Genomic DNA, 18,981 nt, shown 5'->3' with positions numbered 1-18,981 from the left:
GCGCCGTGTCCAGTGAATCGGGAGCGGTCGTGGCGCCGTGCGCGACGGGCCGGGAGCGGTCGTGGCGCCGTGTCCGGTCAATCGGAAGCAGTCGTGGCGCCGCATCCGGCGGGCCGGGAGCGGTCGTGGCAGCGCGCGTACGACCAGAACCGCCCGGCGGCCCTTCCGGAAGCGGCTTCCGGTTTCGGATCATGGTCATCGGAAAGGTAGTCAGTCCTCCGTGAAACCTTGAGATCCCTCGTGTGAAGGAGAGCCCATGCGGTTGCCGTTACGACCCAGGCACCTGCTCACCCTCGCCCTGGCTGCCGCGGCGGTCCCCGCGGCAGCGGTTCCCGCGGTGGCGCTCACCGCCCCGGACGCCGCCACGGCAGTGGAGGTGTCGGCCGTCCCGGAGATCCCCGACAGCCCCGCCGGGCGGCAGCTGCGCTGGTTCCTGGAGGCCCTGTCGCGGACCCCGATCGCGGAGAGCGAGCTGCGCGAGCACTTCAACGCCGACGCGCTGGCGTCACTGACGGTCGAGGGCTTCAACGACTTCGCGAAGCAGGTGGCCGGGTACCAGCTGGAGAAGCTCACCACGGTGACGCCCACCGCGCTGGAGGGCACCGGGACCCTCGGCGGGCAGCGGTTCACCCTTCAGCTCGGCGTGGACGGCGAAGGAAAGATCAATTCGATCGCCATCAGATCCCCGCAGCCGCAGATCCCGGCCGCGCCGAAGAGCTGGAAGGAGCTCGACGCCCGGCTGCGCGAGGTGGCGTCCAACGTGGGCTTCCTGGCCGCCGAGATCGACGCGGACGGCCGGTGCAGGGTGGCGCACACGGTCGCGCCGGACAAGGTCCAGCCGCTGGGCTCGATCTTCAAGGTCTACGTGCTGGGCGCCGTGGCCGAGAAGATCCGCGCCGGTGAGCTGAGCTGGAACACCGAGCTCACGATCAAGCCGGAGTGGCGGAGCCTGGGTGCGGGCGGGCTGAACGGCAGGCCCGACAACAGCACCACCACGGTCCGCGAGGCGGCCCGGCTGATGATCTCCATCAGCGACAACACCGCCACCGACCTGCTGATCCGCACCGTCGGCCGCGAGGCCGTGGAGACCACGATGCGCCGCTGGTCCAAGCACGACAAGCGGAACATCCCCTTCCTCACCACCCGGGAGATGTTCCTGCTGAAGGGCGTGAACTACCCGGATCAGGCCCGGACCTACCTGGACGTCGACGTCGCCGACAAGCGCGCCTACCTGGAGGAGACCCTCGCCAAGCAGACGCTGGAGAGCTTCTCCATGTGGGACAGGCCCCGCGAGATCAACACGGTGGAGTGGTTCGGCTCGCCGCGCGACGTCTGCCGTGCCTACGCCGGGCTGGCCACGCTCGACGGTGAGCAGGTGGACGAGGCCATGTCGGTCAACGACCTGAGCATCGGCCTGGACCGTGAGAAGTGGCCGACGGTGTGGGCCAAGGGCGGCTCCGAGCCCGGGGTCCTGAACCTGTCGTACTTCGCCCGTTCCGCCAAGGGCAGGACGTACGTGGTCACCGTGCTGGCGAACGACCCGGCCAGGGCGTTCGACGAGTCGAAGGTCGTCTCCGAGCTGATCTCGCTGAGCCGGGGCGGGTTCACGCTGGCCACCGGGAAGTAGGGCAGCAGGCCCGTCCCCTCCCCGGTGACCGGCCCCGTCCCTGTCCCTGGTGGCCCCGTCTCCCCGATGGCCCCCGGCGGTGGAACCGGGCAGGCCCGCCCGGTCGCGGCCTCAGCGTTCGGCCAGGGTGACGCACGCGACGCGGGGGCCCGCGTCACCGGCCCTCGCGCCCGAGGCCCGGGTGGCCTCGGCGTGGATCACCAGGGAACGGGGCGGCCGGCCGGGGAGGAACGCCCAGTCATGGCTGGTGGTGGCGGTGGCCCCGCCCCGCGCGTCGGTGGTGACGTCCAGCCACACCTCGGTCTGCGCGCTCGCGTGGGAGTGGGAGTGGGACTGCCGGTAGTGCGGCCCGGCGTCGTCCGGCCGGAAGCCGCACGGGTTGACGTGCAGGTGCGCTCCGTACGTGCGATGGGGGAGCATGCCGCTGACCGTGAGCGTGGAGGTGGCGAGGACCGCCCCGGACTCGGCCGTGACCCGGACCGCCGCACCGGCGGGCACCAGCGCGGTGTCGTAGACGACGGCGGAGGCGCGAGGTGCGGGCGGGGTGAGCGTGCCGCCTCCGACGAGGCGAACCTCCGGGGGGAGCGACGAGGCGGCAGCGTGCCCTGCGGGATGCGGGGCGGCGCTCTGCTGGCCGCACCCCGTGCCGAGCAGGACGACGGCTGCGGTGAGAGCTCCCAGGGTGCTGCGCATCGGCGATCTCCTCGGCCGGGCCGGACAAGAGCAGCGCCACCATAGCGAGTAATCGTATGATCACGCATGGTGTTCACCGCTTCCGGCAGGACGCACGGAACGTCCCGCGTCCCGCGTCGAGACACCCCGCAGGTCACGGGACCGGTGGCCGTCACCCGCGCACCGGCGGCACCCGCTCGCCGGCCCTCTGGGGGCTCCCGCCACCGACGGCAGGAGTTCCCCGAACGCCACCGGCGCGTGCTTCGCACGCGCCGGTGGCGGATCTCCTCCGTGTCGTCAGTGGGCGGCGGCGATCTCGTCGATCCGGGAGGCCAGCCTGAAGTCCATCTCGGTCAGGCCGCCGGCGTCGTGCGTGGTGAGCGCCAGGTGCAGCCTCCGCCAGCGGATGTCGATGTCGGGGTGGTGGTTGAGCTTCTCGGCCTCGACCGCGATCTCGTCCACGATGCGGATCGCGGTCGGGAAGTCGGAGGCGGTTATCGTCCGGCGGATCTCGTCGCCCTCGCGCCGCCACTCGGGCACGGCGGCGAGCTTCTGCTCCACCGCGGAGTCGTCAAGCAGGTCCATCGGACCAGGAGAGCATGTTCCCGGCGAAGACGCCAAGCCCCTGCAGGTTTCCCGCGCGGCGAGCCATGGCCAGGACGCCGCGGGCCATCGACGTGGCGTGGCCGCCCTCCTCCAGCAGCGGTTCCAGCTCCGGTAACAGCTCAGGCAACCGGCCCAGGCTCCAGTCGTGCCAGGCCGACAGGCGGGTGCCGCCGCCGTCGGGGTCTTCGGCCCGGTAGGCGGCCAGGACCGGGCACTCCCGGTGGATGTCCAGCAGCCACGACTCGATGGCGGCGTTGAGCGCAGCGACCCGTGAGGGGGCGGCGTACAGCCATCCGTCGTCGCCGATCCGGTCGTTCTCCCCCGCGGCGAGGGGGTAGGTGCGCACCAGCGCGCCGTGCAGGAACAGGCCGCTGGCCACCATGAGCTGGCGTCCCCCGCACCAGCTGACCGATCCGCGCAGCGGGGGCGGGACGGTGTCCTCGATGACCGCGCGCTGGGAGGTGGTGGGCTGCCGGCCGAAGCGCACGTGCACCTCGGCCCACATGTAGTAACCGGCCTCCCCCGCCCCGAAGAACGGGAAGGGGAAAGCCTCGTCGGGGTGGGCCATGAATCGGGTCTCCGTGGGAGGGGGGCGGGAGTCGTTTCCGAATATGAACGACTCCCCGCACCCCTCCCGGGATTACGCGCCGAGCCCCGAGGTTTGGCCGGATGCGGTCACTTGACGGCGCCGGAGGTGAGACCCGACTGGATCTGGCGCTGGAAGACGATGTAAACGATCATTACCGGGACGATGGCCATGCTCAGCGCGGCGAACAGGCCTGGCCAGTTGGCCTCGTGCCCGGCGCTGACGGAGATGTTGGCGATGCCCTGGGTGATCAGCCACCTGTCCTCGACGTTTCCGGTCAGCAGCACGAGCGGCAGCAGGTACTGGTTCCACTGGCCCAGCACGTTGAAGATCGTGATGCTGATCAGGCCGGGCTTGGCCATCGGCATCATGACCTGGAAGAACGTCCGGGTGTGCGAGCAGCCGTCCATCATCGCCGCCTCGGCCACCGAGGTGGGCAGCGTCCTGAAGAACGCCGTGAGGAAGAAGACGGTGAACGGCAGCGAGTAGGCGATGTAGACCAGGATCACGCCGAGGTGGGTGTCGATCAGGCCGAGGTTGCGCACCACGAGGAACAGCGGGACCAGCGCGAGGAAGACCGGGAAGGTCATGCCCGAGACGAACAGGAGGTAGATCGCCCGGTTGCCGGGGAAGCTGTAGCGGGCCAGCACGTAGGCGGCCATCGACCCCAGCAGCATGGTCCCGGCCGTGCTGCACGCCACCACGAAGACGGTGTTCAGCATGTACCGCCCGATGCGAGCCTTCTCCCAGGCCCACCCCCAGGCGTCCCAGCCGAAGGAGGCGGGCAGCGTGATGGGGTCGCCGAAGATCTCGGTGTTGGTCTTGAAGGAGGCGAGGAACGTCCACAGGATCGGGCCGATGATCAGGATCGCCCAGACCAGCAGCGCGAGGTGGGACAGGGTGCCGAAGACCCCCGGCGTGTTCCCCGTCCCGGCGCGCGGGCCGCGTGCGGGGGCCGGGGCCCGGACGGCGGCCTTGGGTTCGGTGTCCGTGGCCATCAGAACTCGATCCTCTCGCGCCGGGTCACGCGCAGGGTGAGCGCCGCGAACGTGATGGTCATGAAGAACAGCGCCACGCCCATCGCCGACGCGTAGCCGAACCTGAAGGGGCCGAACGCGGTGCGCCAGATCTCCAGCGGCAGCACCGTGGTGGCGTTGTCGGGGCCGCCGAGGTTGACGGAGAGCACCTGGACCAGGGCGAATCCATCGAAGGCGGCGATGCCCAGGTAGACCCAGGCGACCTGCAGGGTGTCCCACAGCAGCGGCAGGGTGATCCGGAAGAACAGGGTGAACCGGCCCGCGCCGTCGAGCGCGGCGGCTTCGAAGACGTCCTTGGGGATGGACGACATGCCCGCGGAGAAGAGCACGACGTAGAAGCCCACGCCCTGCCAGACCATCACGCCGATGATCGACCAGAGGGCGAGATCCGGATCGATCAGCCAGCCGACCGGTTCGATCCCGGCCTTGGCCAGCAGCCCGTTGACGACGCCGGTCTCGTCCGGGCGGTAGATCGCCTGGAAGAGCGCGCCGACCACGGCCACGGCCAGGACCTGGGGCATGAAGAAGATCACGCGGTAGACCTTCGAACCCCAGATCCCGGTCATCCGGCCGCCCCGCTGCCCGCCGCCCACGTTGAGGAGGAAGGCGAACAGCAGCGCGATCACGATGGTCGCCGGCGGCATGGCGAGCAGCAGGACACCGTGGTGACGCACCGCGGCCCAGAATGCCTCGTTGTCGAGGAGCCTGGTGAAGTTCTCCAGGCCGACGAACCGCGGGGTCGCCGACAGGCCCTTCCAGTCGGTCAGCGCGATGTAGAACGCCTGGAGGTACGGGCTGATCACGAAGACCACGTAGAGGAGCACCGGCGCGGCGAGAAAGCCGACGACGAACGGATACCTGCCGTGCCGCATGGTCGGCTACACCGTCCGGTTCTGCTTGGTGATGGAGGAGTCGGCCTTGGTCTTGTCCGCGGCGGCCTGCATCTTGGCGCAGAACTCGTCGGCGGAGATGCGGCCGAACATCAGCGCGTTGGTCTGCTTGCGCAGCTCGGTCTCGAACTCCTTGTACCAGTTCTCGAAGCTGCTGTAGGTGACGATGTTCTCGCCGGCCGCGCTCTGCGCGGCGTTGACGCTCGCGTTGCCGGGCGACAGCTCCAGGCCGTCGGCGGCGCCGGTCACCACGGTGATGTTGCCGGACTTCTCGGTGAAGCCGCGCGCACCCTCCTTGGAGAGCATGATGCGCAGGTACTCCAGGCCGCCCTTGGGGTTCTTGCCCTTGGCCGGGACGATGTACGCCTCCCCGGCGGTGGCGCGGATGGCCTCGTACGGCATCTTGTCGGCCGCGGTGACGCTGGGGGTTGGCGCCAGGGCGTACTTGAAGCCCTCGGGCGTCTGGCTCTTCTGCTCGTTCTCCAGCCAGGAGCCCGACGGGTAGAGGGCGACCTTGCCCTGGTTCTGCCGGAGCTGCACCTCGGTGTGGATCAACCCCTCGAAGGACTTGTCCATGTATTTGCCGATCTCGGCCCAGGCGGCGGCGGACTGCTTCATCGACTCGCGCTGCCAGACGCCGTCGGCCAGGTTGTCGACGTCGATCAGGAGCTGGTTGCCTTCGATCTTCGCGGCGGAGATGAGGATCATCCAGTACGCGTAGTAGGCGGCGTTCTTGCCCGCGTACGCGAACGGGGTGATCCCGGCGGCCTTGGCGGTCTCGGCGAAGGTCTTGAACTCGGCGAAGGTCTTCGGCGGGGTCCAGCCCTTCTCCTGGAAGAGCGCGGAGTCGTACCAGAGCCCGTACGCGGAGAAGACGTAGTTCATCAGGTACGGCTTGCCGTCGATGTAGCCCGACTCGACGGTGCCCGGCGCGACCGTGTCGCGCACCTTCTTGCTCGGGTCGTCGACGGAGGGGGCGTCCCACAGCTCGGTGAGGTCGAGGAGCTGGCCCTCCTGCTGGAGCGCGCCGTTGTCCATGAGGTTGGTGCCGGAGTTGGCGATCATGTCGGGGACGTCGCCGCCGGCGAAGCGCGGTTGCAGGGTCTGGGCGATCTGCTGGGTGGCGACGTGCTTGATCTTCGCCTGCGGGAACTTCTTGTTGTACAGCGGCTCGTGCACCTCCAGGGCGTAGCCGTCACCGAGACCGCCCTTGAAGATGACGACCTCCAGCGGCGCGTCCGCGGCGACGCCGAACGGGTTCGCCGCGGAGACCGCACCGCCCGAGGCGGTGGCCGTAGGGGCGGCCGAAGACGCGGAGGGGCCTCCGACGGCGCAGGCGCTGAGCAGCCCGGCCCCGGGACCGGCGGCCAGGACGGTCATGCCGAGCCGGCGGAGCATCTGCCGCCGAGTGATGTCTCCGGGCGTACGAGCCGAGTTGGACATGCAACCCTCCTGGGCCGGAAATCAATTAGGAAAGTTTCCTAAACGTGCGCCCGAACGTACGTATCCCCAGATTCGTCGTCAAGAGGTTGCGACCGGTCTAGACCGAGCCGTGATGTCCCCGCGACACTTCCGGTAGCAACCCCGCGACGAGAAGCAGAATGACGCGGTGGAAGGGGATGAATTACCCCGTTCTTCCCGCTGACCGTTGACATCACGGCCCCACCGGGATCGGGGAATCACACCCTCCGGCCCCCAGGAGATGCGGGGCGGTCTAGACCAGATAATGAAGTTTGCCGCCCGATACCGCAACCCCCTACTTTTGACGTCATGTTGCTGGCGGAACAACGTCGCATGTTGTGCGATTACGGTCATCGGGCCGCGGCGCTCGGACTGGTCGTCGGGACCGCGGGCAACCTGAGCGTACGCTCAGGCGACCTGGTCGCTGTCACGCCCAGCGGCGTCTCCCTGGAGCGGCTGGAGCCCGAGGCGTGCCCGGTCGTCGACGTCGGCGGCCACCTCGTCGAGGGCGACCTTCAACCCTCGTCCGAAACCCCCATGCACCTGGCGATCTACGCGGCCACCACCGCGGGCGCCGTCGTGCACACCCACTCGACCTTCGGCACCGTGGTCGCCACGACGATGACCGAGCTGCCGCCGATCCACTACACCGCGCTGCTGCTGGGCGGGGCCGTCCGGGTGGCCGAGTACGCCACCTACGGCACCCCCGAGCTCGCCGCCTCCGTACGGGCCGCGCTCAAGGACAGGCGCGCGGCGCTGCTCGCCAACCACGGCGGGATCACGATCGGCCACGACCTGGACGCCGCGTTCGAGGCGACCAGGCTGCTGGAGTGGCTCTGCGAGGTCTACGTGCGCGCCAAGGGCGTCGGTGAGCCCAGGGTGCTCACCGAGGAACAGCTCGCCGCCGTCGTCCAGCGCGCCTTCGACCCGCCCACGTTCCCCCGTCGTGAGGACTGACCCGATGCCCCTGCAGCTCACCGGCACCCCGAGCGACCCGGACCTCATCCGCCTCCCCTGGGACGTCCCCCTGGAGCAGTGGCCGGAGCACCGCCTGGTCTCCCTGCCCAGGGGCATCTCCCGGCACGTGGTGCGCTTCGCCCGGCTCTCCGGCAGGGTCTACGCGATCAAGGAGATCAGCGAGTACTACGCAAAGCGGGAGTATCGCCTGCTGTGGGACCTGAGCCGGCTGGACACCCCCTCCGTCGAACCGGTGGCCGTGGTGACCGGCCGGACCGACGCCTCCGGCGAGCCGCTCGACTCCGCGCTGATCACCCAGCATCTGCAGTTCTCCCTGCCCTACCGGGCGGTCATGTCGGGGACGGTCCGGCCCGAGACCCTCAACCGGCTGCTCGACGCGCTGGCCGTGCTGCTGGTCCGGTTGCACCTGACCGGGTTCTACTGGGGCGACTGCTCGCTGTCGAACGTCCTGTTCCGCCGGGACGCGGGCTCCTTCGCCGCGTACCTGGTCGACGCGGAGACCGGTGAGCTGCACCCCATGATCAGTGACGGTCAGCGGTTGCACGACATCGACGTGGCGCACACCAACCTCTTCGGCGAGATGCTCGACCTGGAGGCGGGCGGGCTGCTGCACCCCTCCATCGATCCCGAGCAGGTCGCCGACTCCGTCTGCGCGCGCTACCACCGGCTCTGGAACGAGCTCACCTCCGACGACATCATCGAGGAGGTCGACTGGCACATCATCGACCAGCGGATCCGCCGGCTGAACTCACTCGGCTTCGACGTCGCCGAGATGATGGTCCGCCGCAAGGCGGGCACCGGGCGGCTGATCGTGCGGCCCAAGGTCGTGGACGCCGGGCACCACCAGCGCAGGCTGCTCCGCCTGACCGGCCTGGACGTGGAGGAGAACCAGGCCAGGCGCCTGCTGAACGACCTCGACTCCTTCCGGGTCTCGCGCGGGCTGCGGCACGAGGACGAGGCGATCGTCGCCCACCACTGGCTGGCGGAGGTCTTCCAGCCGACCGTGGAGGCGGTCCCGGAGGAGCTGCGGGGCAAGCTGGAGCCCGCCCAGTTCTTCCATGAGGTGCTCGACCACCGCTGGTTCATGTCGGAGCAGGCCGGGCAGGACGTCGGACTGCCCGCCGCAGTGGAATCGTATGTGAAGAATGTCCTTGTTTTTAAGCCGGATGAAAAGGCGCTTATAGCCGAGGAATAATAGAAATCTCTCCACCTGGGGTGCACATTCTTCTACCCGGTAGATGAAACCTCTTCCGGTTTTCACCGGAAGCATGGTGAAGACAATGGATTTCTGAGGGTTTTCCCTACGCTTGCCCAGCGACGCGTTGGAAGTCGGCGGCGAGGGAGAGCCCGTGCTCGGAATCGAAGACTGCCTCACTGCGGTGATGGCCATCCCCGGCGCGCTGGACGCGATCCTCATCGATCAGACCAGCGGGACGGCCGTGGCGACCGGTGGCGGAAGCCGCCGGCCGGATGCGGAGAAGTCGGCCGCCGGCCTGAGCGAGACCCTCCGCGCCACCCTGGACGCAATCGCCGTCGCCTCCCCCGGAGGAACGGTCCGCCTCAACGACATGATCATCACAACGGACGGCGGCTACCATTTACTGAAACCGCTGGAGACCGTTTTCAACGGCCCGCTGGTGATTTATGTCCGGCTCGACCTCGAACGCTCGAACCTGGCGCTGGCCCGGCACCGCCTGCAGGCACTCTCCGGCGATCCGATGACGACGTGAGCCCATGTCGAGCGTCGAGGCCATCCTCAACGAACTCGCCGGCGGCCACGCCACCGGGTCACTGCGTCTCGGCGAGGCCGGGACCTTCTACCTCGTCGACGGCCGCGTGACCCACGCCGAGAGCGCGGTCGCCCCCCGGGTGGAGGACCTGCTGGTCACCGGCCTCGGGCTCCCCGCCCCGACGGTGCACCGGGCCAGGCAGGAGTCCACCGCGGAGGCGTGCGGCGGCGAGCTGCTGGTCCGCCGGGGTGCGCTCACCAGGGGCGAACTGGAGCTCTGCGCGCTGACCGCGGTGCTCGACGCCGCGTTCTTCCTACTCGGCCCCGGGCCGGGTCCGGGAACCGGAACGGGGCCGAGAACCGGGACGGGGTCTGGTCCGGGAACCGGGACGGGGTCTGGTCCGGGAACCGGCTCCGGGATGGCTCCGGGTTCCGGATCGGGGGCCGACCTGAGGCCCGGTTCCGGAACCGGCTTGAGCGGGCGCCGGCCCCGGTTCCGGCCGGGAGAGCGGCACTGGCTCGGAGCGCAGCGGTACGTCGAGGTGACCGGGTTGTTCCGGGAGTGCGCACGCAGGAGAACCCAGCTGGAACAGGCCTGGCCGCACACGGACCTGGACACCTCCCCCGTCGTCCCGGTACGGCGCGTCACCGCCCAGCGGGTGGTGCTGACCTCGCTCCAGTGGGAGGTGCTGATCGGCGCCGACTCCTCGGCCACCCCTCTCGACCTGGCCCGGAAGCTGGGCCGCCCCGCGTATTCGGTGCTGCTCGCCGTACGCCGCCTCGCGTCGTCCGGCCTGCTCCGCACCCCGGACCCAGCCCCCCTGGGCGGAGGCCACCCCGCACCCGGAGGCGCTCTCACCCCGCGCGACGCAGGTGCCCCGCCCTCCGAGGGCCCGCGCGCCGCAGGCGCCCCCGCGTCGCAGGACCCACCCGAGCCGCGTGCAGAAAAGACGGTGCCCCCCTCGGTGCCCCCCTCGGTGCCCCCCTCGGTGCCCCCTTCGGTGACCGCCTCCTCTGCCGTGCCCACCATGCCCACCGTGCCCACCATGCCCACCGTTCTCGCCGCGCTCGTCATGACCGCGGCACCCCCCGTGGCGAGCACCGCGGCACTCAGCGGGTCCGCCGGTGGGTCCGCCGCAGTGTCCTCCATGGAGCCCGCCGCACCTGCCGTGGCGGATCCGCTGCCCAGACGGGCGAGGGGGGCCACGGAGATCCCGGCAGCCGGGACGGGCTCTCCGGTACGGGCGACGGACCGGCTTCCCCGGGCGACCGGGGACCCGACCGACGTGAGCCTGCTCATCCGGCTCAGGAACGCATTGGAGGCACTGACGTGACCCTGGTCCGATGCCGATAAGGCTGCGGACGCTGAAGCTGATCGGAAGGAGGACGCCGGTGGAGTTGCGCGAGGAGGTGCTCCGCGAGATGGCGCTGCTGCGGGAGCGCATGCCCGACGTGAACGGGAGCATCGCGTGCAGCGTCGACGGCCTGACGATAGCCAGCGACCTGGAAGGTGACAGCGAGCAGACCGGCGCCCTCTCCTCCGCGCTGCTGGCCCTCAGCCGCCGGATGACGGACATGGCCGGCAAGGGCGCCTTCGAGGAGACGCTGATCTCCGGAACCAACGGTTACGCGGCCTGCTACGCCGCCGGCCCCAAGATCGTCCTCACAGTCCTCGCACGCCCCGGGACGAACCTGGGCCTGCTCCGGCTGGAGGGCCGTAAGACGGCGGCGCGGCTGGCCGCCGTCGCATCCCGTATATCGCTGACGCACTGATCGGAGACACCAATGGGCAACATGGACATCTCTCTCAAGGAGATGTTGGCGATCGACGGCTCCATCGGGGCGGTCGTCGTCGACTACAACAGCGGGATGGCGCTGGGTGCGCTCGGCGGCTCCAAGGATCTCGACCTTCAGGTGGCCGCCGCCGGCAACACCGAGGTCGTCAAGGCCAAGATGCGGACCATGGAGTCACTCGGCCTCAAGGACGGCATCGAGGACATCCTCATCACGCTCGGCACCCAGTACCACATCATCCGTCCCATCAGCGGCCGCGGCGGCAAGGGGCTCTTCCTCTACCTCGCGCTCGACCGGAACCGGGCCAACCTCGCACTGGCACGCCACACCCTGCGCGCCATCGAGGAGCGGCTCGAAATCTGATCCTCCGGTACGGCCCGCACCCCGGGAGGCGCGGGCCGTACCGGAGCTCACCGCTCGGCGGCGGCGGTGAGCGCGTCGATCTCCTCGACGAACCTCGGCCAGAGGGCACGGGGAAGGTCGTGTCCCATACCGGGGAAGGTGACCAGCCTGGCGCCGGGAATCGCATCGGCGGTGGCGATCCCCCCGGAGAGCGGGACGAGCTGGTCGTCCTCGCCGTGCAACACGAGCGCGGGGATCCTGAGCTCCTTGAGCCCCGGAGCGCGGTCGGCGGAGGCGAGGATGGCGGCCAGCTGCCGGGAGGTACCCGCCGGGTCGTAGGAGCGGTCGTAGCTCAGCCCGGCCACCCGCTCGATCCGCTCGTGGTCGAACGGGTAGCCGGGTGAGCCGATGACCTTCCAGGTCTCCAGGGCCCGCCGGATCGCGGTCTCCCGGTCGGGCGACGGCGGCGACATCAGGGCCGCCATCGCCGCGTCGGTCGGCGGGGCGGCCTGCGGACTCGGCGTGGACATGATCGAGGTGAGGCTGCGCACGCGGTGCGGGTGGCGGATCGCCAGCGACTGGGCGATCATGCCGCCCATCGAGACGCCGACCACGTGGGCCGCGTCCCAGCCCAGCACGTCGAGCAGCCCGGCGGTGTCGTCGGCCATGTCGTCCAGCAGGTACGGCACCCGGCCGCCGCCGCCCAGGACGGGGGCCCCGGCCTCGTGCAGGTGGGTGCTCTCGCCGATGTCGCGGTTGTCGAAACGCACCACGTGGTGCCCGCGGCCGGCGAGGAGGCCGCAGAACTCCTCATCCCAGTGGATCATCTGGGAGCCCAGCCCCATGACCAGCAGAAGCGGGCGTCCCCCGGGGGAGCCGAAGGTGTCGTAGGCGATCTCGATGCCGTTCGCCGAGGCTCGCAGAGTCATGTCCCTCCCACTGTGCGGATCTCGCAGAACAGAATCTCATTCTGTAGAGAGGGGGGCAAGCTCGGAGGTCATCCGGCCGAGGGGGAACCGGTCAGCCGGGCGGGGGACGGCATCCGCGGAGGGACGGCCTAACCTTGCGGCACGCCCTCGTCGCCTCGGCACGTGTCCGGGCATGAAGGTACGAAGGAAGGTCCCGTGTTCGCGTTCCCCGCCCCTCGCCCGTCCCACCGGTCACCACGTCCGCGCGCCGCCTCCCGGAGGCGCCGAGCCGCCGCGGCGGTGGCCGCGCTCGTCCTGGGTACGGTGCCGGCGTGCACGTCCGGCACACCTGACACACCCGGCGCGGGCGGCGCCCCGGACACGGCTCCCGCCGGGAACGTCCACCGCCTGACGATCCCCCCGGCGCAGAAGGCGGGAAGCGTGCGCCTCGACGGCATGTGGCCCTTCCTCACCCGCGAGGAACTGATGGAGCGACGCCCCCACGTCCCCGACCTCGCCGTGCAGAACGCGGTCCAGATACGGTACGAGGAGATCAAGAAGGCCAAGGGCCAAGACTGGACCCGGAACCTCATCTTCACCGGCTACGACGTGACCATCCGCGCCGACCAGCAGGCGCCGGTCGTCGACCGCATCCTCGACGACTTCGTCGAGGGCGAACCCGACCGGGAGTTCACCGTCCCCACCGGCTCGTTCGGCGGTCACGCCCGCTGCGTGGGGGAGGAGATCTCCCTCAGCGAGACCGGGATGTGCGTCTGGGCGGACGACGGCACCGTGGGGGTGGTGCTCGGCGCCATCTTCACCGCCGCCGAGCTGACGAAGCTGCTCCCCGGCTTCCGCGCCGCCGTCGAACGCCGACCGTGAGGGCGGTCGGCGTTCGGCGCGACGTGGCAGCGCGGGGTGGCACGGGGCGACACCGTACGACACGTGGCGACACCGTACGACGCGCGGCGTAGCGGCAGCGGCAGCGGCAGCGGCAGCGGCACAGTACGACGCTCGGGGTGGCGCGGCGTGGTGCAGCGCGGCCAGCGCGCGGCGTGGCGCAGGTGCGGCGTGGTGCAGCGCGGCCGGCGCGCGGCGTGACGGAGGTGCGGCGCCGGACCGTGGAACGTGTCAGATACCCCGGCGGCCGGTGGAGCGGCGCAGGCGGCCGGTGACCAGGTAGGCGCCACCGCCCACGACGGCCAGGCCGGCCAGGACCACCGCTACGGCACCGGTCGAGTCGGAGGGGGAGGTGGCGGCGGCGTTGGCGGTGCCGGCCAGGTTCCGGGCGTCCTTCTCGGCCGCCTCGGCACCGGTGGCGGGCACGACGTTCGCGGACGCGCCGGCCTCCGGCGCGGCGACGGGCTCGGTGGAGGACTTCGCGGCGGGCTTCGCGGCGGACTCGGTCTCGGCCTCGGGCCTGACGGCCTGCTTCGGCTCCGCGACCACCTTGGGCTCCTGCGCCTTCTTGGGGGCGGGCTTGGCGACGAGCGGCTTCGGCGGGGTGGCCGGGTTACGGTCCTTGCGGCCCCAGGCACCGGTGGAGAAGGCCACCGGGTGGTTCTTCCTGCCCACGCCGTCGCCCCACTTGGTGATGACGTACTGGACCTTGATGTGGCCCATGCCGCCGTTGCCGTTGACCATGAGCGTGCGGGAGTTGAACGTGCCGCCGGTCAGGTCGGCGAAGGTCTTGGCGTCGAGGTCGAGCATGATGCCCCGGTTGGAGGGCTCGCCCGGACCGCGGTCGCCGACGAAGAACTTGGCCTTCTTGCCCTTGTAGATGACGTAGCCCTCGGTGAACAGGGGCCAGCTCGGGCTCGCGGCCATGCCCTTCTGCATCGGCTTGCCACTGGCGGGCAGACCGGTGTCGCCGGCGCGGCCGGAGGAGTCGTCCCAGAAGTAGGAGGCCGTGGTCGATCCCTGGAGCATGACCCTCTCACCGGCGGCCTCGGGCGTGTCGGCCACCGGGGCGGTGTGCACGGCCGGGACGGCGGGGGCGAGGACCGGGGTGGCGGCGGAGGCGGGGAGCACGGAGGTGACACCGGCGGCCGTCAGCGCGCTCGCACCGACGAGGACTGCCGCCGCGAGGCGGTTGCGGTACGGGCCGAAGGAGAAACGCATGGGAGAAGGGGCTCTTTCGCGAGGGAACAGGGCGGCCTCGTGCGGCACACGGCGGAGGCACGGGCGAGTACGCGCTCGACGAGAAAGGCGTAGCGGGATCTACCGGGAGCTACGCGGAGCGCGGGTGGGAGCACACCGCGATCGGACGCGGTGAAAGAGGTCTGGTGAGCTGACGACGGCGGCCCGGGGAACCGGCACGCGAAGGGCCACGGGGGCGGGACGTGCGGGGTCCGGGACGGAACGCGCGGGTCTACGGGACCGGTACGGCCACGGAACGCGCCGACACGGTGACGCGGTGATCCATGGGGATCTCCTCTCCATCTCGTCTACCGGGTTAGCTGACGGGTTCGGGCGGTGGAGTTGCCCTACCGCCGCGGGGTCGCGGCGGATTCACCCCGGGAAGGTGGGTCCCCGGCTCCCGGGGCCTGGCGGCCCTCGGGACTCGACGTCGGCCGGCCGCTCCTTCTTCTGCCGAAGGGCAGGTCACCGACCGATAACAACCAGGACACTACCCAGTGCAATCGGACAAAGCAAAGCAAACCCCACGAAAAGCCCAGAAGATCTACCTACTACCTTCAAGAAACCCTTACCCCGGGACGCTCCCCGGGAGGCCGGAACGGCTGTCACACGGCCGTCCCGGCGTCCCGTCCCGAACCTGTTCCCGAGCCCGTCCCGGCGTCCCGTCCCGAGCCCGTCCCGAGCCCGTCCCGACGTCCCGTCCCGAACCTGTTCCCGAGCCCGTCCCGCCGTCAGTCCCACCAGAACGACCAGGCGTTCCTGCCCTTGATCTGCTCGGCGTAGTCGATGAGGGTTCCGGCACCCTGGATGATGCTGTCGGGGCAGAACGTCCAGTGCTCGGCCGCGACGTGCAGGGCGTGTTCCGAGGTCGTCGGCGGCGCGGCGACGCTCAGGTCGAGGGTGTTGAACCCCATGCCGACCACCCTCGCCCCGAACCTGTCCTCCCAGCTGCGCACCACGGCGGCCAGCGGGACCATCCACTCGTTGTGGTTCAGCGCACCCTGCCAGCCCATGACGGCGAGCGCGTCGGCGCCCCGTTCGACCGCGACCAGACCGAGCGGGGTCCTGCGCTCGGCCACCAGGCCGGCGTACCAGTCGGCGACCACACCCGGGTCGGCGACCAGCCTCCCCGGCGGCGCGGGCCCGGGGCATTGCGGGCCGAAGGGGTCGAGCAGGTCGATCTGGTCGGCGTGGGCCTTCGCCACCCAGTCGGACCAGACCTCGGTCATGAACGCGGCGGCGTGGTAGTTGTCGATCTCGGTAGGGGCGTCCGGAGCGATCTGCCCGGCCGCCCAGGGCTGGACGGAGTCTTCCAGCAGCACCGGCCAGAGGCCGGAGTGCTCGTGCTGGGCACGCAGCAGGGCCCAGTACTCCCCGGACACCGTCACCTCACTGAGCCAGAAAGCCGGTCGGACGCGGATCGACAGCTGCGAATAACCCGGGTCGGGCCAGACCACGTCACCGGGCGGCAGCTCCACGGGGAGCCACCGGCCTTCGCCCCCGTCGGCGAACAGCTGGCCCAGAAGTGGCGGAAGGTGCCCCCGCTCGCAATCGTCCATCTCTACCGATCCGATCCTGACCACGGATCAATTTTGGCCTGTCAAGCGTCCCAAGGGACAGTTCTGCCCTGGCACCGGCAAAAATTATCGGTACAGAAGAGTACGAAACCGGGCGGGGGGCCGCCTCCTCACGTCGCACGCCGGACACCTCCCGCTCCGGGCCCGGACACCTTCCACTCCAGACCCGGACGCCTCCCGCTCCGGGCTCGGGCACCCGGAGTTCCACCCCCGGACGCGCCGGAATCGGCCCGCGCCGGGACCGGTCCGCGCCGCCCCGCGCTCGCCGGTCGCCGGAGACCGGCCGGCGGACCTTCACAGTTCGTCTCCCTGTCGGCCGCGGCCCCCGGAAAGCACCCGATCGCAGCCGGGAGGACAGGATGGCCGTGTTGTGCAATGCACAACCTTGTGCTGCAGATGTCCACAAAGCATCTGCTCTCCCCTACCTTGATCTGTGTGTTCGAGCAATCAGATCGTCGCGGAACACCACGATGAACGACTCCGCCCCGGGACGTGACCGGCCCACGGACCTGGACCGCTCCCTGGAACCGAACCCGTCTACCGGCCCGGACCGCTCCCCGGAACCGGACTCGTCCGCCGACCTGGACCGCTCCCGGGAACCGGACTCGTCCGCGGAACCGAACCGGCCCACGGAACCGAACCCGTCCGCCGACCTGGACCGCTCCCCGGAACCGGACCCGTCCGCGGAACCGGAACGGCCCGCGGAACGCAACCAGTCGGCTTCGCTGCGGCGAGCCCTCGCCGTGCTGGAGTACGTACGCGACCACGCGGGCCCGGGTCACGGGCTGCCGCTCACCCGGCTGGCCGAGGCGCTCGGCCTGTCCAAGAGCACGGTGCTCCGGCTGACCGTTCCCCTCGTCGAGTCCAGGCTCCTGGAGCGCGACCGCCGAACCGGGGCCTACCGCCTGGGCAACGGTGCCCTGCGGCTGGGCCAGGCGTACCTGGCCACGCTCGACCTGCGGACGGTGGCCGCCGAGGAGTCCCACCGGCTGATGTCGCAGGTGCGGGAGACCGTCCACCTCGTGGTGTACGACCCGCCGGACGTGGTCTACATCGACAAGGTGGAGAACGAGACCAACGTCCGCATGGCCTCGCGGATCGGCAGCCGGGCGCCGCTCCACTGCACGGCGGTGGGCAAGGCCATCCTCGCCTGGCAGCCGGACGAGTCCGTCGAGGAGGTCGTGGCCGCCGGGATGCCGCCCGTCACCCGGCACACCATCACCGACGCCGCCCGCCTACGCGCCGAGCTGCGCCGCGTCCGGCAGCGGGGCTACGCGGTCGACGACCGGGAGAACGAGCCCGAGGTGCGCTGCGTCGCCGCGCCGATCTTCAACCACGGTGACGCCGTGGTCGCGGCGATCTCCGTGTCCGGTCTCACCTCGCGGATCACCGCGGCCCGCGTCCGCGACCTGGGGCCGTTGGTGACGGAGACCGCACTGCGGATCTCCAGGAAGCTCGGCTCGACCCGGTGACCGACCGCATGACCCCGATCCCGGCCCCGGTGACCGACCCATGACCTCGATCCCGGCTCGGGCGACCGACCGCATGACCCCGGCGGCCGACCGCCCGAGCCCGATCCCTATTCCGGCGGCCGACCGCCCGAGCCCGACAAGGAGCTGTTTTCAATGATCGATCTGGTAACGCTCGGCGAGAGCATGGCGTTGTTCACCGCGCGGCGCACCGGTCTGCTCAGGCACGCCCGCGACTTCGGCCTCGGCGTGGGCGGCGCGGAGTCGAACGTGGCGATCGGCGTCGTCCGCCTCGGTGCGAGCGCCGCCTGGATCGGCAGGGTCGGCGCCGACGAATTCGGGGAGCTGCTGCGCTCGACGCTCTCCGGCGAAGGCGTGGACGTCCGGGGGATGCGGGTCGACCCGGAGGCACCCACCGGCCTGATGGTCAAGAGCAGGCGCACGGCCGAGGTCGTCGACGTGCGCTACTACCGCTCCGCGAGCGCCGGGTCCCGACTCCGCCCCGCCGACCTCGACGTCACGCTGATCCGCTCGGCGCGCGTGCTGCACGTCACGGGGATCACTCTCGCGCTGTCGGCGTCCGCCGCCGACGCGGTGCACGCCGCCGTCGCCGAGGCCCGCGCCGCGGGCGTGACCGTGTCGATGGACGTCAACTACCGGCGTGCCCTGTGGACGCCTGAGCGGGCGTCCGCCGCGCTTCGCGAGATCGTCCCCGCCGTGGACGTGCTGTTCGCGACCGAGGCCGAGGCCCGCCTGGTCGTCGACGGTGACGACCCGGTCGCCCTGGCCCGTGCCCTGTCGGACCTGGGCCCCTGCCACGTCCTCATCAAGCGCGGCGCGCTCGGCGCCGTCGAGGTGTCCGACGGCACCGTACGGCACGCGGAGCCGTACCCGGTCACCGAACTCGACCCGGTGGGCGCCGGCGACGCCTTCGCCGCCGGATGGCTGGCCGAGACGATCGCGGGGGCGGACCCCGAGCGGCGCCTGGCCACCGCCTGCGCCGCGGGAGCCTTCGCGGTCACCGCCGAAGGCGACTGGGAGAGCCTGCCCCGCCGGTGCGACCTGGACCTCCTCAGCCCGGCGGACGCGGTCAGCCGCTGACCGCTCCGCGAAGCCTCCGGCCCGCCCCGAATCCGCCACCGGAGCCCGGGGCGGAACCTGCGGAG

General features: G+C 70.7%; 19 protein-coding genes and 1 riboswitch. Of the genes, 10 read left to right on the top strand and 9 right to left on the bottom strand.

Annotated features, from left to right (window positions below):
- The first annotated feature begins 256 nt into the window (after nucleotides 1-256).
- On the top strand, nucleotides 257-1,627 hold the full coding sequence (locus tag F4562_RS23965; protein ID WP_184541044.1) for a serine hydrolase: 1,371 nt from the start codon (nucleotides 257-259) through the stop codon (nucleotides 1,625-1,627).
- 111 nt (nucleotides 1,628-1,738) lie between these two features.
- Here the strand turns inward: F4562_RS23965 and F4562_RS23960 are convergent, their stop codons facing one another.
- The 6 genes from F4562_RS23960 to ngcE all read right to left on the bottom strand — a co-directional run bounded on the left by F4562_RS23960 (nucleotide 1,739) and on the right by ngcE (nucleotide 6,861).
- The gene (locus tag F4562_RS23960) at nucleotides 1,739-2,320 is read right to left on the bottom strand and encodes a superoxide dismutase family protein (protein WP_184541045.1); all 582 of its coding nucleotides are present in this window, start codon (nucleotides 2,318-2,320) and stop codon (nucleotides 1,739-1,741) included.
- 276 nt (nucleotides 2,321-2,596) lie between these two features.
- Nucleotides 2,597-2,884, bottom strand: a complete 288-nt coding sequence (locus tag F4562_RS23955) for a 4a-hydroxytetrahydrobiopterin dehydratase (RefSeq protein ID WP_184541046.1) — start codon at nucleotides 2,882-2,884, stop codon at nucleotides 2,597-2,599.
- Complete coding sequence (locus F4562_RS23950) at nucleotides 2,871-3,473, bottom strand: hypothetical protein (protein WP_184541047.1); 603 nt, start codon at nucleotides 3,471-3,473, stop codon at nucleotides 2,871-2,873. The genes F4562_RS23955 and F4562_RS23950 overlap by 14 nt, the downstream gene beginning before the upstream one ends.
- A gap of 107 nt (nucleotides 3,474-3,580) precedes the next feature.
- Nucleotides 3,581-4,489: a carbohydrate ABC transporter permease gene (locus F4562_RS23945; protein ID WP_184541048.1), complete on the bottom strand. Its 909-nt coding sequence runs from the start codon at nucleotides 4,487-4,489 to the stop codon at nucleotides 3,581-3,583.
- On the bottom strand, nucleotides 4,489-5,400 hold the full coding sequence (locus F4562_RS23940; protein WP_184541049.1) for a carbohydrate ABC transporter permease: 912 nt from the start codon (nucleotides 5,398-5,400) through the stop codon (nucleotides 4,489-4,491). Before F4562_RS23940 ends, F4562_RS23945 begins: the two co-directional genes overlap by 1 nt.
- Before the next feature lie 6 nt (nucleotides 5,401-5,406).
- Complete coding sequence (gene ngcE / locus F4562_RS23935; protein ID WP_184541050.1) at nucleotides 5,407-6,861, bottom strand: N-acetylglucosamine/diacetylchitobiose ABC transporter substrate-binding protein; 1,455 nt, start codon at nucleotides 6,859-6,861, stop codon at nucleotides 5,407-5,409.
- A 327-nt stretch (nucleotides 6,862-7,188) separates the two neighbouring features.
- Here ngcE and F4562_RS23930 point away from each other — a divergent pair, with 327 nt between their 5' ends.
- The 6 genes from F4562_RS23930 to F4562_RS23905 all read left to right on the top strand — a co-directional run bounded on the left by F4562_RS23930 (nucleotide 7,189) and on the right by F4562_RS23905 (nucleotide 11,743).
- On the top strand, nucleotides 7,189-7,836 hold the full coding sequence (locus F4562_RS23930; protein WP_184541051.1) for a class II aldolase/adducin family protein: 648 nt from the start codon (nucleotides 7,189-7,191) through the stop codon (nucleotides 7,834-7,836).
- 4 nt (nucleotides 7,837-7,840) lie between these two features.
- The gene (locus F4562_RS23925) at nucleotides 7,841-9,052 is read left to right on the top strand and encodes a DUF4032 domain-containing protein (protein WP_184541052.1); all 1,212 of its coding nucleotides are present in this window, start codon (nucleotides 7,841-7,843) and stop codon (nucleotides 9,050-9,052) included.
- 154 nt (nucleotides 9,053-9,206) lie between these two features.
- Nucleotides 9,207-9,587, top strand: coding sequence for a roadblock/LC7 domain-containing protein (locus F4562_RS23920; protein WP_184541053.1), 381 nt, complete (start codon nucleotides 9,207-9,209; stop codon nucleotides 9,585-9,587).
- A 4-nt stretch (nucleotides 9,588-9,591) separates the two neighbouring features.
- Complete coding sequence (locus F4562_RS23915; RefSeq protein ID WP_184541054.1) at nucleotides 9,592-10,920, top strand: hypothetical protein; 1,329 nt, start codon at nucleotides 9,592-9,594, stop codon at nucleotides 10,918-10,920.
- Between the two features lie 10 nt (nucleotides 10,921-10,930).
- Nucleotides 10,931-11,359 carry a roadblock/LC7 domain-containing protein gene (locus tag F4562_RS23910; protein WP_221206776.1) on the top strand — a complete coding sequence of 143 codons (429 nt, stop codon included), beginning with the start codon at nucleotides 10,931-10,933 and terminating at the stop codon, nucleotides 11,357-11,359.
- Between the two features lie 12 nt (nucleotides 11,360-11,371).
- Nucleotides 11,372-11,743 (top strand): hypothetical protein, encoded by a 372-nt coding sequence (locus F4562_RS23905; RefSeq protein ID WP_184541055.1) that lies wholly within the window; start codon nucleotides 11,372-11,374, stop codon nucleotides 11,741-11,743.
- 47 nt (nucleotides 11,744-11,790) lie between these two features.
- Here F4562_RS23905 and F4562_RS23900 read toward each other — a convergent pair whose 3' ends face one another.
- Nucleotides 11,791-12,651, bottom strand: coding sequence for an alpha/beta fold hydrolase (locus F4562_RS23900; protein WP_184541056.1), 861 nt, complete (start codon nucleotides 12,649-12,651; stop codon nucleotides 11,791-11,793).
- A 195-nt stretch (nucleotides 12,652-12,846) separates the two neighbouring features.
- Between F4562_RS23900 and F4562_RS23895 the strand changes: the two genes are divergently transcribed.
- Nucleotides 12,847-13,512, top strand: a complete 666-nt coding sequence (locus tag F4562_RS23895) for a hypothetical protein (RefSeq protein ID WP_184541057.1) — start codon at nucleotides 12,847-12,849, stop codon at nucleotides 13,510-13,512.
- A gap of 249 nt (nucleotides 13,513-13,761) precedes the next feature.
- Here F4562_RS23895 and F4562_RS35195 read toward each other — a convergent pair whose 3' ends face one another.
- Both F4562_RS35195 and F4562_RS23885 read right to left on the bottom strand, forming a co-directional pair.
- Nucleotides 13,762-14,751 carry a hypothetical protein gene (locus F4562_RS35195; RefSeq protein WP_246473535.1) on the bottom strand — a complete coding sequence of 330 codons (990 nt, stop codon included), beginning with the start codon at nucleotides 14,749-14,751 and terminating at the stop codon, nucleotides 13,762-13,764.
- A gap of 308 nt (nucleotides 14,752-15,059) precedes the next feature.
- Nucleotides 15,060-15,209: riboswitch (cyclic di-AMP (ydaO/yuaA leader) on the bottom strand.
- Between the two features lie 291 nt (nucleotides 15,210-15,500).
- A complete protein-coding gene (locus F4562_RS23885) occupies nucleotides 15,501-16,352 on the bottom strand; it encodes a DUF4253 domain-containing protein (RefSeq protein ID WP_311733957.1) in 852 nt (283 codons plus the stop codon).
- A gap of 464 nt (nucleotides 16,353-16,816) precedes the next feature.
- On the opposite strand from F4562_RS23885, the gene F4562_RS23880 reads away from it, so the two are divergent.
- Nucleotides 16,817-17,818, top strand: coding sequence for an IclR family transcriptional regulator domain-containing protein (locus F4562_RS23880; protein WP_246473534.1), 1,002 nt, complete (start codon nucleotides 16,817-16,819; stop codon nucleotides 17,816-17,818).
- A gap of 153 nt (nucleotides 17,819-17,971) precedes the next feature.
- Nucleotides 17,972-18,916 (top strand): sugar kinase, encoded by a 945-nt coding sequence (locus tag F4562_RS23875; RefSeq protein WP_184541058.1) that lies wholly within the window; start codon nucleotides 17,972-17,974, stop codon nucleotides 18,914-18,916.
- Nucleotides 18,917-18,981: the final 65 nt, after the last annotated feature.

This window comes from Streptosporangium becharense (genome assembly GCF_014204985.1).
Classification (GTDB): Bacteria; Actinomycetota; Actinomycetes; order Streptosporangiales; family Streptosporangiaceae; genus Streptosporangium; species Streptosporangium becharense.
This window is presented reverse-complemented; position numbering and strand designations above follow the sequence as displayed.

What these genes read in the sequence shown, in the direction of transcription:
- F4562_RS23965 (WP_184541044.1), top strand. Translation starts at nt 257, where the DNA reads ATGCGGTTGCCGTTACGACCCAGGCACCTGCTCACCCTCGCCCTGGCT.
- F4562_RS23960 (WP_184541045.1), bottom strand. Translation starts at nt 2,320, where the DNA reads ATGCGCAGCACCCTGGGAGCTCTCACCGCAGCCGTCGTCCTGCTCGGC.
- F4562_RS23955 (WP_184541046.1), bottom strand. Translation starts at nt 2,884, where the DNA reads ATGGACCTGCTTGACGACTCCGCGGTGGAGCAGAAGCTCGCCGCCGTG.
- F4562_RS23950 (WP_184541047.1), bottom strand. Translation starts at nt 3,473, where the DNA reads ATGGCCCACCCCGACGAGGCTTTCCCCTTCCCGTTCTTCGGGGCGGGG.
- F4562_RS23945 (WP_184541048.1), bottom strand. Translation starts at nt 4,489, where the DNA reads ATGGCCACGGACACCGAACCCAAGGCCGCCGTCCGGGCCCCGGCCCCC.
- F4562_RS23940 (WP_184541049.1), bottom strand. Translation starts at nt 5,400, where the DNA reads ATGCGGCACGGCAGGTATCCGTTCGTCGTCGGCTTTCTCGCCGCGCCG.
- ngcE (WP_184541050.1), bottom strand. Translation starts at nt 6,861, where the DNA reads ATGTCCAACTCGGCTCGTACGCCCGGAGACATCACTCGGCGGCAGATG.
- F4562_RS23930 (WP_184541051.1), top strand. Translation starts at nt 7,189, where the DNA reads ATGTTGCTGGCGGAACAACGTCGCATGTTGTGCGATTACGGTCATCGG.
- F4562_RS23925 (WP_184541052.1), top strand. Translation starts at nt 7,841, where the DNA reads ATGCCCCTGCAGCTCACCGGCACCCCGAGCGACCCGGACCTCATCCGC.
- F4562_RS23915 (WP_184541054.1), top strand. Translation starts at nt 9,592, where the DNA reads ATGTCGAGCGTCGAGGCCATCCTCAACGAACTCGCCGGCGGCCACGCC.
- F4562_RS23910 (WP_221206776.1), top strand. Translation starts at nt 10,931, where the DNA reads ATGCCGATAAGGCTGCGGACGCTGAAGCTGATCGGAAGGAGGACGCCG.
- F4562_RS23905 (WP_184541055.1), top strand. Translation starts at nt 11,372, where the DNA reads ATGGGCAACATGGACATCTCTCTCAAGGAGATGTTGGCGATCGACGGC.
- F4562_RS23900 (WP_184541056.1), bottom strand. Translation starts at nt 12,651, where the DNA reads ATGACTCTGCGAGCCTCGGCGAACGGCATCGAGATCGCCTACGACACC.
- F4562_RS35195 (WP_246473535.1), bottom strand. Translation starts at nt 14,751, where the DNA reads ATGCGTTTCTCCTTCGGCCCGTACCGCAACCGCCTCGCGGCGGCAGTC.
- F4562_RS23880 (WP_246473534.1), top strand. Translation starts at nt 16,817, where the DNA reads ATGAACGACTCCGCCCCGGGACGTGACCGGCCCACGGACCTGGACCGC.
- F4562_RS23875 (WP_184541058.1), top strand. Translation starts at nt 17,972, where the DNA reads ATGATCGATCTGGTAACGCTCGGCGAGAGCATGGCGTTGTTCACCGCG.